The sequence below is a fragment of the Thermincola ferriacetica genome, from assembly GCF_001263415.1.
GTDB classification, from domain to species: Bacteria; Bacillota; Thermincolia; order Thermincolales; family Thermincolaceae; genus Thermincola; species Thermincola ferriacetica.
This window is the reverse complement of record NZ_LGTE01000013.1, coordinates 39,791-53,140: the sequence shown is the minus strand read 5'-3', so window position 1 is coordinate 53,140 and position 13,350 is coordinate 39,791. Positions and strand designations below refer to the sequence as shown.

Annotated in this window: 10 protein-coding genes; 1 reads left to right on the top strand and 9 read right to left on the bottom strand. The window is 45.6% G+C overall.

The window, feature by feature from the left end:
• Nucleotides 1-21 precede the first annotated feature (21 nt).
• The 5 genes from pgsA to Tfer_RS09470 all read right to left on the bottom strand — a co-directional run bounded on the left by pgsA (nucleotide 22) and on the right by Tfer_RS09470 (nucleotide 4,991).
• Nucleotides 22-573 (bottom strand): CDP-diacylglycerol--glycerol-3-phosphate 3-phosphatidyltransferase, encoded by a 552-nt coding sequence (gene pgsA / locus Tfer_RS09490; protein ID WP_013120308.1) that lies wholly within the window; start codon nucleotides 571-573, stop codon nucleotides 22-24.
• Between the two features lies 1 nt (nucleotide 574).
• Nucleotides 575-1,894, bottom strand: coding sequence for a 30S ribosomal protein S12 methylthiotransferase RimO (gene rimO / locus Tfer_RS09485; RefSeq protein ID WP_242843575.1), 1,320 nt, complete (start codon nucleotides 1,892-1,894; stop codon nucleotides 575-577).
• Nucleotides 1,895-1,992: 98 nt separating this feature from the next.
• Nucleotides 1,993-3,933, bottom strand: coding sequence for a YgiQ family radical SAM protein (locus tag Tfer_RS09480; RefSeq protein WP_052218189.1), 1,941 nt, complete (start codon nucleotides 3,931-3,933; stop codon nucleotides 1,993-1,995).
• Between the two features lie 139 nt (nucleotides 3,934-4,072).
• On the bottom strand, nucleotides 4,073-4,438 hold the full coding sequence (locus tag Tfer_RS09475; protein ID WP_013120305.1) for a nucleotidyltransferase family protein: 366 nt from the start codon (nucleotides 4,436-4,438) through the stop codon (nucleotides 4,073-4,075).
• A gap of 70 nt (nucleotides 4,439-4,508) precedes the next feature.
• Entirely contained in the window at nucleotides 4,509-4,991 is a 483-nt protein-coding gene (locus Tfer_RS09470; RefSeq protein ID WP_052218188.1) for a ribonuclease toxin HepT-like protein, read from the bottom strand.
• 229 nt (nucleotides 4,992-5,220) lie between these two features.
• Between Tfer_RS09470 and Tfer_RS09465 the strand changes: the two genes are divergently transcribed.
• Nucleotides 5,221-5,712, top strand: coding sequence for a YajQ family cyclic di-GMP-binding protein (locus Tfer_RS09465; RefSeq protein ID WP_052218187.1), 492 nt, complete (start codon nucleotides 5,221-5,223; stop codon nucleotides 5,710-5,712).
• A 26-nt stretch (nucleotides 5,713-5,738) separates the two neighbouring features.
• Here Tfer_RS09465 and Tfer_RS09460 read toward each other — a convergent pair whose 3' ends face one another.
• From Tfer_RS09460 to Tfer_RS09445, 4 genes are all read right to left on the bottom strand, one after another.
• On the bottom strand, nucleotides 5,739-6,296 hold the full coding sequence (locus Tfer_RS09460) for a hypothetical protein (protein WP_052218186.1): 558 nt from the start codon (nucleotides 6,294-6,296) through the stop codon (nucleotides 5,739-5,741).
• 33 nt (nucleotides 6,297-6,329) lie between these two features.
• Nucleotides 6,330-7,169 carry a cytochrome c biogenesis protein CcsA gene (gene ccsA / locus Tfer_RS09455; RefSeq protein WP_052218185.1) on the bottom strand — a complete coding sequence of 280 codons (840 nt, stop codon included), beginning with the start codon at nucleotides 7,167-7,169 and terminating at the stop codon, nucleotides 6,330-6,332.
• A 7-nt stretch (nucleotides 7,170-7,176) separates the two neighbouring features.
• Nucleotides 7,177-8,484, bottom strand: coding sequence for a cytochrome c biogenesis ResB family protein (locus Tfer_RS09450; protein WP_052218184.1), 1,308 nt, complete (start codon nucleotides 8,482-8,484; stop codon nucleotides 7,177-7,179).
• A gap of 90 nt (nucleotides 8,485-8,574) precedes the next feature.
• On the bottom strand, nucleotides 8,575-13,347 hold the full coding sequence (locus Tfer_RS09445) for a cytochrome c3 family protein (protein WP_052218183.1): 4,773 nt from the start codon (nucleotides 13,345-13,347) through the stop codon (nucleotides 8,575-8,577).
• Nucleotides 13,348-13,350: the final 3 nt, after the last annotated feature.

The window sequence follows — 13,350 nt, the reverse complement described above, 5'->3', positions numbered from 1 at the left end:
TGGCTTCCGCCACTGAAAAAGTCATTTCTGTGATGTTTTCAACAAATGACGGGCTCTTCTGAAGTAGTCAAGGCCCGACCAGACGGTAAAGAATACAGCTACCCCCATAGCCAACCGGCCGATGGAAACATTAAGTTTTAATAAGTTGAAGGGAAAATCGTGGATAAATAAAAAGACGATGGCGATAATCTGCGAAACGGTCTTTATCTTACCCAGCCAACTTGCCGATATAACCACTCCATCGGCGGCTACTACCGCCCGTAGGCCGGTTACGGCGAATTCACGGGCAATAATGATAAAAGCCACCCAAGCAGATATCATGCGCAATTCAACCAGGGAAATCAGGGCGGCAGACACCATGAGCTTATCGGCAAGAGGATCCATGAACTTACCCAGCCGGGTAACCTGATTTCTCTTACGGGCTATATACCCATCGAGCCCGTCGGTACTGGCTGCCAAAATAAAAACTCCCGCAGCTATATACTGCCCGTATTTTACTTTAATTGACAATATCAAAAGGAAAACGGGTACCAAAATAATTCTCGCCAATGTCAGGCGGTTGGCCAGGTTCATCTCATACCTCTCCTATCAAATCATATTCACTGGCATCTGTTATCTTGACCTGCACAATATCACCCGGGTTCAGAGCGGGGCCGGAAAAATAGACCAAACCGTCAATTTCCGGAGCATCGGCATCACTTCTGCCCACATATATTTCTGGATTATCTGCAGAAATTCCTTCTACCATGACTAAAATAGTCGAACCAATCTTTTGCCGGTTTTTTTGCAGAGAAATCTTCTGCTGTTCCCGCATAATAATATCCCGGCGTTTAATTTTTACCTCTTCCGGCACCTGGTTTGCCAGCATCCCCGCTGGAGTGCTTTCTTCCCTCGAATATGTAAATACGCCGAGGCGATCGAACTTGGCCTCCCGCACAAACTCAAGCAGGTTTTGGAACTGGGCTTCTGTTTCACCGGGAAAACCGACTATCAGTGTAGTACGCAGAGTAATACCGGGAACTTCTTTTCTTAGACGGTTAATTAGTTTCATTATCTCTTCCCGGTCGCCCTGCCTATTCATGGCCTTAATTATGTCTTTATCGACATGCTGTATGGGCATATCCAAGTACTTGCAAACCTTGGGTTCACCCCTTATAATTTGAATCAAGTCATCAGTGATCCTGGTTGGATAAGCGTACAGTATCCGGATCCAATGAACCGGTAGACTGGCAATTTCCTGTATTAATTCGGTCAGGGCATATCTGCCATATATGTCGGTTCCATACCTGGTAGTATCCTGAGCAATCAGAATAACTTCTTTTACCCCGCGTCGGACTAAATCATTTACTTCCTGCAGAATGGACTCTTTGGGACGGCTGCGGTATCCGCCGCGAATACCGGGTATGGCACAATAAGAACACCTATTGTCACACCCTTCGGCAATCTTTACATAAGCCGTATAAGGTGGCGTTGACTGCCATCTGGGCAGCGTATGATCATATATGAATTCCCGGTCAGTAACCAGTTCCGGGCGCATGCCTGCCGCAGCATCCCTGACCACCTGCACAATTTTATCAATTTCTCCGGTGCCGATTATACCATCTATTTCCGGCATTTCTTTCAGCAGTTCGTCTTTATAACGTTGGGCCAGACAACCGGCAACAATGAGGGCTTTACAGTTACCTTCCTCTTTATACCGGGCTAATTCCAAAACCGCATTAATGGATTCCTCTTTTGCCTCATCGATAAAGCCGCAGGTGTTTACTATAAGAATATCGGCAGATTTTTCTTCCTCGACTATTTTGAACCCTGCTTCTGCCAGGAGACCCATCATTACTTCGGTATCTACCAAATTTTTGTTGCACCCTAAACTGGTAAATCCCACCTTCAGCAATTCTATTCCTCCCATACTAACTTCTACTGTAAAACTCTAAATTTTAGTATAATTTATGCTTACAACAGTGTCAAAACAAATAAACGGCAGATAACCGTTTATTTTCTGCCTTTTCCCCTGCCGGTAGCCCTTTCCCGGTGTCCGTTCCGCTTACCCTCCGTCCTTTTGCCGACGCCGCTAAAGGCCTTTTTGCCTTCCCGTCCCTTGCCTTTTCTTTTTTGAATGGCTTTCTCCTTTGCCGTATCTTTGGCCGGCCTCACCAAAGCCTTTGGCCCGTATCCGATCAGGTCTTCCCGGCCTGCTCTCCGTAAGGCTTCCCGGACCAAAGGGTGGTTTTTCGGGTCTCTGTATTGCAGCAAAGCCCGCTGCATCCTTCGTTCCTTTTCACTCTTCGGGACATAGACTTTTTTGCCTGTCAGCGGGTCAATTCCCGTATAATACATGCAGGTTGCCAGGCTTCCCGGGGTAGGCGTAAAATCCTGGACTTGTTCCGGATTATACCCCAGGTCGCGCACATACTCAGCCAGTTCCACTGCATCTTTTAAGGTTGTTCCCGGGTGGCCGGCGATAAAATAAGGAACCAGGTATTGTTCTTTACCGATAGACTTGTTCACACCATAAAAAAGTTGCCTGAAAGCAGTAAAAACCTGTTTCGGCGGTTTCCGCATGGCCTGTAACGTTCCGGCAGCAACATGCTCGGGCGCAACCTTCAGCAAGCCGCTGACATGGTGTTCACATAGCTCTTTTAGGATTTCCTTTCGTTTCCTGTCAGCCATCAGATAATCAAACCTGACTCCCGACCGGACAAAAACCTTTTTAACACCGGGTATGCTTCTGGCTTTCCTGAGCAGGTCAATATATTCTGCATGGTCAACCTGCAGATTATTACACTTTTCAGGATACAGGCAGAGTCGTTCGGTACACCTTTTGCCCCGGCAGGCAGGGTTGCGGAAATTGGCCGTCGGCCCGCCAATGTCGTGAATTATACCTTTAAAATTTTCGCTTTTGGTCATTTGCCTTATTTCCGTCAGAATGGATTCTGCGGACCTTTTTTGAATAAGGCGGCCCTGGTGGAAATTGAGGGCACAAAAGGCACAACCGCCAAAACAACCGCGGTGGCTGGTGATACTGAATTCCACCTCTTGCAGGGCCGGCACTCCACCCTGCTTCGCATATTTTGGATGAGCTGCACGCATAAAGGGCAGGCTGTATAGCTCATCCATTTCCTTTTCCGAAAGAGGTCTGGCGGGCGGGTTCTGTACCACGTAACCTCCGTCATGTTCCTGTACCAGAGCCTGCCCTGTGTAGGGATTCTGGTTAAGATACTGAATTCTGAAAGCCTCAGCGTATTTTAACTTATTTTCAGCCATTTCTTGAAAAGACGGCAGTGTTTTATATGAAAAGAGCATGTTTTTTTCTCCGCTCAAATCCCTGGTCACAAAAGCAGTACCTCTGATATCATTAAGTTCCTCTATGGCCTCACCTTTTTTCAGGCGTTCGGCAATTTCCAGAATCTGTTGTTCACCCATTCCGTAAACCAGCAGCGGGGCCCGGGCATCAATAAGTATGGAGCGGCGCACCTTGTCATCCCAGTAATCGTAATGAGCAAGCCGCCGCAAGCTGGCTTCTATACCCCCAAGGACAACGGGGACATCGGGAAATGCCTCTCGCACACGATTGGCATATACTATACAGGCCCGGTCCGGTCTGAGTCCCGCTTTGCCGCCCGGTGAGTAATCGTCTTCTGTCCTCTTGTGTTTACCTGCCGTATAATTAGCTACCATGGAATCAAGGTTTCCGGCTGTTATTAAAAAAGCATACCGGGGCCTGCCCAGCGCCGCAAAGTCCATGGTGTTTTTCCAGTCGGGCTGGGCAACTATGCCGACCCTATACCCTCTGCTTTCCAGTAGTCTGCCTATTAAAGCCGCCCCAAAACTGGGGTGGTCCACATAGGCATCGCCCGTAACAATGATATAGTCAAGATAATACCACCCTCGCGCTTCCATATCTTCTTTTGACACAGGCAAAAAGTCCTTCAAATAAATACCCCCACATTATAGTTAGCTTCTTAATTATAACACGGTGAACGGGCTTTAGCCTAATTATTCCGAACATCAAGCTGTATTTCCCGCAATTTCGCATGTAAAAACACCGGCGAAGCGCTGGCCTTACCGGTGCTTACAAGATAATCCCATCGGCCTGAATTTTTTTTCTGAATGATTCATCAATATCCTGAAGTAAAACCAGATCCACATTAAAAGGTGAAACTATATCCCAAACTTCTCCGAGTACCTTGAAGTAGTTTTTTGTATCGCTAAAACCTTCAACCGCAAGGTCAATATCTGACCTTTCCCAGAAACCACCCCAGGCCAAAGAACCAAACAAAAATACCTTTACCCCGTATTTTTCTTTGAGAAATCCCGCAGCTTTCTTTGTTTTATCCAGGGCGTCCAACTTTCTTTTTTCCAAGGCCTCTCTTCTGGCCTCTTCCCGCCGGCGCCAGCCGGTAACATATTTTTTTCTTTCCTCAGGGGTTAAAAGCATAGCAGTACCTCCAGCAAACAACTTACTATATAATACCAATCATTACAACACCAGGCAACATATCCACAAATTAACCGGATAAAGCAATTTCCTCAATTATTTTAATAAAAAGGTTAATTTCTGTTTTAATATTGTGGACAGTACCGGGTAGACCCCTGATTAAATGTTCCATTCTTTCCCATTCAAGTTGAAAACCATAAATATTGCGCACTCTGTACCTGAAGACAAGATAACCTGTTAAAACATGCATAAGTTTTTCACTTATGACAGGGGGCCGTTTATCATCCAGAGACAAAGCCATCTGCTCAAGCAGCGCCTTATGCCAGTTTTCACCTTCCGGCACATATTGATCAATGTTTTTGGCAACCGTTTGAAATATTTTTTCTGTACAGGTATAAAAATCGTGCAGCAATGAGGCGAATGCCCTTTTTCTCTCAAAATCATCTTCCGCTGGCCCACGTTCTATCATTGCTACGAGTTCTTTTTCAAGCTCCTCCAAATTTACTAATTCCTTTTTAATTCTGGCTACAGCCACTGATAAGGTCCCGGTCATAAAAATACCCCCTCTCATTAGCCTTCCGGAACAAACCTTTAATGAAATTATATCAAATATCACAGCGCCGGGCAAAAATAAAAATTGTCGGATACTGGCATGGTTGTTTTATCATTGCCGGAGACCGATTGGGATTAACTGGCCATTGGCTTCTGGCCACCATTTCTGTTTGCTCTCGACTGGCCATTGTTGTATAATAATAGAAAAATACGCATGGGAGGTATGGAAATTGGCCAAGGACAACAGTTTTGATATCGTTTCCGTGGTGGATAAGCAGGAAATAGATAACGCCGTCAACCAGGCCATGAGAGAGATTGAAAACCGTTTCGACTTTAAGGGCAGTAAAAGTGAAGTCAGGCATGACGGCAATACCATCACCCTGATTTCCGACGATGAATTTAAGTTAAAAAACGTGGTTGACATATTGGAATCGAAAATGGTAAAAAGGAACGTAGATTTAAAGGCTCTGAAGTACGGCAGGATTGAACCGGCAGCCGGTGATACCGTCAGGCAGGTGGTCACTATCCAACAGGGTATTGACAAAGAAACAGCTAAGGAAATCGTTAAGTTCATTAAAAACACCAAGCTCAAGGTACAGGCCCAAATCCAGGAAGACCAGGTCCGGGTTTCCGGCAAGAGCCGCGACGATCTACAGGCTGTTATCAAGGCCGTACGGGAACACGACTTTGGCATTCCCCTGCAGTTTACAAATTATAGGTAAAAAACCTCTCCCTGCCGGAGAGGTTTTTATCTCTTTAAGACCTGTTCCTTAAAACTCACCTCATAAACCTTCCACCTATCCCGCTTTATCAGCTTATAAGTGGTATTGTACTTTATAAGGAAGGGTCCTTCAATCTTGGCCCCCGTTTCTGGGTGAAGATATTCATACGTCCATATCTCTTCTGTCTTCACCTGAGCAGTGGGTTCTTTGGCACGCTGCTTTTTTGCGGTTGCAGCCTGTTTGGCCTGTTTATTCCCTTTATTTGGCGATTCGTCAGCCACAGCCTTTCCTTGGTCGTTGTCCACCTGTGCGGAAATAAACTTTATGCTATCCAGTTCTGCCGATAAAACCTTTTTTTCTTCGTTCATATAAGTTAGGAAAAGTTCCATCCGGCGAACTTCATTCTCCAATGCTACATTGTTGAGTAAGCTAACATCTCCCGTACGCAATACAACCTTAAGAGTGCGGTTATAGTTATTTACGGCATCCTGCAGAGCCTTCTCTTCCGTTTTGCCGGTGCAGCCACCTGTCAGGAATGTCATTATGAAAATATTCAATATAATTATTACCCTTCTTACCAACATTCTTACCACCAAGTCATTATTATTTTGGAAAAACTACAGCTCTAGGTGTTCATGAACCGTATCATAGATTAAAGGCATGCCGAAATACGAAAAGAGAACTATAAAGACAGCAATGATAGATAACCAGGCGCCTCGTTTTCCCCGCCACCCCATAGTTACCCGGAGATGCAATAAGGTGCCGTAAACAAACCAACTAACCAATGACCATGTTTCTACAGGGTCCCAACCCCAGTAGCGACCCCAGGCCTTATAGGCCCACACAGCTCCCGCACCAATCATGATGCTCATACAGATGAATGCAAAGACAGCAAACCGGTAAGTATAAAAATCACAAAAATCCAGAGAAGGTACCCACCCGGGCACATCTTCGCCTGAATCAGTGTTGGATTTACCGGCCCGCCACAGGTACAACCCTCCAAAAAAAGCCGAAATCAATCCCGAACCGTAAGCTAGCTTGGCAAAGGCCACATGTACCCCCAACCAGTAAGTCAAAAAGGTAGACGGGATTTCAGTAGTTTCTTTTGACCCTGTTAAAGCAATCCCTATCATAAAAAAGGCCACTGGAAACAAAACTGTTCCCGTTACCTTCAATTCCCTTTTTATCAAAAACAATACCAGGTACAGTAATATAAACGCCCAAGCATAGCTGTTAAAAACTTCGTACTTCCCCCAGTAAGGAAAGTGCCCAGTTTGCATCCAACGCAATATTATCCCGGCTGTATGAGGCAAAAAACCAATTACGGCCAGATAAGGAGAAAAATTGGTAAGATTTGGTTTTCTAAAAATTATTGCGATAAGGTTGAGACAAGTAGCTGCAACATAAACGGTAACTGCCGCCCAGAATAAAATTACCTGAACTTTTATTGCATCCAAGGTTATATCATCTCCCTTTAAATCTAAATTCTCCGGACAATGTTTGGGAAATACTGGCTACTTCCCGTTTGACAACTTCTTTGCCTGTCCAGGCCAGATAATCTACCCGGTATCCCCTTTCAGTATTTTTTATAAAAATTACCACAGGAGGAAACAGGTAGTATATGATTAGGCCCAGTAAAAACAAAAGGAATCCTCCTGCCAATATATAAGCCCCTGTCATCCACTGCACCCGTACCATTAGATAAGGTATGGTTCCAACGAACCGGAACTTATGCCCGTTTTGCATGGTTACTTCCTGTCTGGCTTTTACCAGCCCGTTATATACTACCTTATTTTCATACCGGGCTACCAGGTGAAGAGCCGGGTTTTTCTCTTGATAGGTGGCAGTAAAATACCTTCCCTCCTTTTTCCTCACATCGGGGTAATAATTAAAGGTCAACCGGTACGGCGTCCCCTTTTGAACAAAGTTTTTGAATGAATACTCCGTACTTGTCCCGTGGTCTAAAGTGTTCAATCCCTGTAGATGGTCAATAATAACTTTATTCTTTTGGTCTCTAATCCTGAATTTAACATAATATCCGTAGGTATCTCGAACCAAAGACAGCAGTCCCATATTCATTTGAGAATCCCTATCAAGAATACCCTCGCTTATCACCTGTCCGTCTTTAATTATACTAACCTTACCTGAAGCGCTTACCCCATCCTTTTCATATTTCATTTCAACTTTATCCAGTAATAGCTGAAAACGGTTATATTTGCTAGGATGCAAAGGTCTCTCATCAATAATGGCGTAATTATGGCGCCGGTCATCAATAATTTTGCCGGGCGGCAAAATCAGGTAGCCCGTAAAACCGGCAAAAATATCTACCATAATACCAAACATCGAAATTACTATACCCAAATGAAATAAAGGGGCGCCCCAGAACCCAATCCTGTTTTTTTGTCCCGCCAGGGTTTCATCTGATAATTGCCAAATTCGGTACTTGTATTTTTTTGCCAAATTAAATATGCCCGGTAAATTTTGCACCTGTTGTGAAATGCCTGCGCTAAAAATTTTCCGGTATTTATGCCACCTCTTTTTGCTGATGATAAATTGCCTTGCCGTACATAACATTGTAACTGCCAACAAAAAAATGTTTAATACCAGGAACCATGTACTGGAAAAGACCTGACCGGAATTCATACGAGGGGCTTGAACCCTGACAAGAGAAGAGTCCAGGATAGTTCCGACAGATATGGCAACTGTCAATATCACAAAGATAATTATAGTTAAAAAAGGAGATAAAAGACTTTGATACAGTTTCTTAATCACTTAACCCCTCCCCCCGCCTTAATAAACATGAAATAAAATTAAATAAAATTTCAGGACCCTTTAACCCTATAACGGGTTAAAGGGTCCAACTTATCGATGGTCAGAACACTGACTAACAGTGGAACTGCAACTGCTTTTGCTGTTATATTGAGGGTGTGCGTAAGTCCCACTGTTTAAATAAGATTCCGGGTCCACATCCGGGCCGCCGCCGTCATTAACCGCTATAAAATGCGCTCTGTTAGAACCGTGGAACCTGGTACCATGGCACCTTTTGCAGGATACCTGCATATGATCGGATTTGTTGTTCATGTGTTGGGTCTTATAGTAGTTTTCCTCGTGGCACCTGAAGCAAATAAAATCCGAGGGAAGTCCAGTTCTCGTATTAATAGAAGTATCATAACTTCCTTTGAGAATATTTGGATAAGGAGATCCATGCGGACCTTTTGCTCCGGTGGGACTGCCATGACAATCTGTGCATTTCATTTTACTGGTAGCAGTCCATCCGTTAATTAAGTGAGCGTTAACCCGAGTAGTGTCAAGGTTTGGGTTGTTAGACAACTCCACGTAATGGTAGGAGTAAGTCCCCGTAGTTCTGTAAAATTCGGCAGCAATATCCCTTTTTCCTGCTGCACTGAGATTATTCCAGTAACTGGAATGGCATTTGTAGCAGATTTCCCATTCCTCGGTAGCTTTTTGTTTCCATACCAGGCTACCGCCAGACCTGGTCACCCCGGAAACATTATTTAGGGCTCCTGCTAAATTACCGGTTGGCGTATTTTTTACTGAATGCGGGTCATGGCAGTCGTAACATTCGGCATGGCGATCAGCTATAGAAATGCTGCTATAGTTTTCCGTATTACTGTGTTTTCCGGTCATCGCCAGGGTGGGGTGACTGTTTGACTGGCTGAAACCGTTTGTCCACACATCAGGGCCGGCAGGTGTGGCTCCTCCGCCATGGCACCGTAAACATACTCCACTGGTACTGCCGGGGGTACTGTTGGGGTCTTCCGGATACTTAAGCATCCACGAATTGTCTGAACCATGCGGGTCATGACAGTTTGTACATTGTACCCCGGCATTATAGTGACCGTTGGCAGTAAAGCCAGACTTGTTCCAGGAGCCGTTGGGACCGCTATAATCAGCCGTGGTCTGGTTTGAAAAAGCCGGGAAATAGACGGAATAGGGAACCACCGTTGTATCGTTGACCATTTTCGCAGGCGGCGCATCCCCGTCATGGCACTGTATACAGAACTTGCTCTTTTCCGGTGTCACGCTCCAGTTCCAGTTATCATTAGTATCGTAAGGGTTCGATACAATATTTGTTTTGGTAATATAATGGGGGTTATGGCAGTTTACACACTCCACGCGTGTATCATTTACTCCGTTGCTTTCCACTTTATGATGAGAGCTTTTTTGGAACAAGCTTTTAATATTTACAGTCAGTCCGTAAGTGCCCGAATTAGCGGTATCCCCATGGCAGTGGTAGCAGTTTTCTTCCTCCTTGGCCTTGGTCAGCCGGACATAGGGGCTGGCATGGTTGTTATGGCACATGACGCATTTTATCTTACTGCCCGACTCAGGCAGCGGAAAGTTGCTGCCGTTATGTACAGAGTTCTCAAAAGGTGCATGGGACCCGCCAATGGCATAAATGACCTTGCTGACCTCCACATCGCCGTGGCAGGCGTAACAGAACTGGTTGCCCGAAGAGGCGTAGCCAATAAGATTGCCGTTGGCATCATATTGTGCCGCTGCTAACAGGGACGGTGTCCCGGAGTCGCTTAAATGGGGGTTATGGCAACTGGCACACTCTTTCTGCGTATGGCTCATGGGCAGCGGATGCCGTGACTTGTCCGGGTTATTCGGGTCCACATTGTATTCGTTCTGAATGTCATATTTGCTGCCCGTGCCATTATGGCAAGAGAAACAAACCTTCTGCTCCTGGGTGTCATTGAACAGCATGGATTTTTTTCCCCGGTGCGTGGTATGGCATTTGCTGCACATATTGGTCAGTTTCGGGTAAGAGCCATGGGGGTTGACCCGGAACTGAGCAACCGTGGGAACTTTGATAGATTCGGAAGGCAGTGACTCATTACCTGCCAGGTCAGTGGCTGTAGCCCTGTACCAGTATTCAGTACTGGCATTTAAACCCGTATCGGTATAATGCGTTACGGCTCCGGATATGGTTGCCACTTTTGTAAAGTTGGTACCATCGATACTGCGGTAAATATTATACGAAGAAATACCGGTGTTATCGACTGCCGCACTCCATGCGAGGTCCACTGTTGTATCAGTACGCCCAGTAGCCCGTAAGTTATATACAGTAGCCGGCACAGTGGTGTCATTAACATTGGAAGTGGTAAAAGTATATTCACCGGAATTCACTACATGCCCTGCCGTATCATTTACTGTTACCCTGAAGTAATAGGTTGTGTTCGGTGTTAAACCGGATAAAAAGACCTGGTTATCATTATTATCATCCTGTACTGTATTTGAATAAGCTCCCGGTGATTTGCCATATGATACCTGTCCATTGGTACTTTTATTGACGCTCCACGCTATATCGGCAGAAATATTACTTACACTTATCACATGTACATTGGAAATAACAGGGGGCGTATTATCAACAATTACCTCCACATAGGCCTCCATGGAAGCTGTGCTTCCTGTCAAGTCGGGGTCTACAGTTACCAGTTTTAACACATAGGAACCGTTGGCCAGCGAATTTGTGTCCCAGGAATAAAGCGTCCCATTAGTAACAGGCGTAGTGGAATTATGCAGCAGGTTCCAGGTTGTCACAGAATTTCTGCTGGTTCCTGCCCCATAATATACAGACCATTGCACACGCCCGCCAGGCCTGTCTGTTCTGGCGGTACCGGTAATGTCAAATATCCCGCCTACACGCGGTATAACCTCTCCCACAATGGCCGGTGAAGTTATGGTCGCTATGGCACCCAATTGTTCGGTGGTAAAGTTCTGGGTGGGAGTGGTGACAGTGTTTTCGGTAGCATCGGTAGATTTAATGTAAAAATCATACTGAGTGGCACTGTTCAGACCCGTTAACTGAACGGAATGGTTCAATACGTAAGCGCTGTTGGTAATAGTGCTCCATGTGCCGCTGGAAAACGGTTTATAGACGACTTCTGAAGTCGAGGATTCGTCAGTTGTCCATGTCACCGTAGCGGTGGTGCTGCCAACAGAAACGGAAGGACCGGAAGTTACAGTCGGAGCTGTATTGTCTACCGTTACATTTACCGTTGTTTCTGTACCTGTAGTTACCCTAAGCCTTAAAGTATAGGCTCCGTCAGTAACACCGGTCGTGTTCCACGTACCCACGCTGCCGTGATTGACAGCAGCCGCGCCATAATTAATCTGGGTCCACGGCCCGGCGCTGTTGTATCCTGGCGAATACTCCAGGTAATATTCACCGGAAGTTACACCTATAACATTGTAACTCCCGTGTATTGTTGCATTGTTGGAAGGAGAGATAATCTGCGCTGTGCCGGCGCTGGTAATTAACGTATTGCCGGAACTCTGGGGAAACGTACCGTAAGTTTTAGCCAGTATATCCTGCGCGTATAAGATAATTGCATTACTGTCAGCCAGGCTTGCTCCGACAGTAGTACCCACGTTGCCACTGTTTAATTGATAAGCCACGATCAGGTTTTTACTTGTGCCGTCAGCAACAGCAAGAGGAGAGGAAAAATTCACAGTAGCACTTTCGCCGGTCCAGGTTGTTGTCTCACCTAGTTTTTGTTCCCCTGTATCTATTACCCCGTTATTATTGGCATCATCATAAACCATGACCTTGGCAATAGCGCTGGCCGCCACAGCCGAACCCGTTTCATTGATAGTTAAACCACTGATTCCCGGATCTCCCCAGGCGGCGGTAAGGGTTACCTTCAGCATCTCCTGGGTAGCTCCCGGCATTACGTCCGCCGGGGCCAAATTTGTACTGGTCACAGTCACCTTTCTTTCCCCGACCCATTTCACGGCATTTAACAATAACATCTCACGCCATGTTTGGTCATTAATCCGGTTGTTATTGTTGGCATACCAGGCAAAAGGCATAAAAACCCGGCGGTTTCCCTTTCCATCGTCATAAGTATTAATAGCGCCGTAAGTATTACCGCCTATAATACTGTTGGTGATTATTTTGGCCCCGGTAGTGGCCACCAGGGAATCCTGCCAGTTGGTCTGATAACTGGTTGTTGCTGAGGAGGCCAACCCTTGGTTGACCGGATGGTTGGTATCCAAAACCCGCAGCTCTGTGATCCTGCCCCGGTCGCCGCGGGAACTGGATGTGTTGATTTCGAGAATATCCCTTTGGTCTGTTGATGTACCGGACCGACCCATATCATATAGTATGTCTTCACCCTCAATAATCAGGTTCGCTTTGCTTGTACCGGGTACCGTATTGGTCAGGTTCAGATATTCCTTTAAAAATGCTATATCGTTTCCATCCAGACCGGGAGCGTTGTTCGACGTGGACCTGTAACCGACACCCTGAGTAAAAATTACCAGGTCATAATTATCAGCAATAGTGACAAAGTTTGCGTTTACTGCCCCGTTCAGTTTTTCACTGTGTACATCAACAACAAAACCCTGTCCCTGCAAAAAGCTTTGCATGTTCGTTGCCGACGTCCCTTTGGTGTAACTGCTCGGTAAATAGGTATCATCATTGGAAATAATCAGTATTTTGGAAGCAGTCACACCGGCCCTCACTTCCTGGCTTTCGCCATAGAAAAAGGAGAAAACTACCCCAAAAACAGCCAAAATAACAGCTAGAACAATCACTGTAGCTTTAATGCCATATCTGATTCTCTTTTTTCCGACCCGATTTGGGGTAATTGTTACCATGGCCATAGC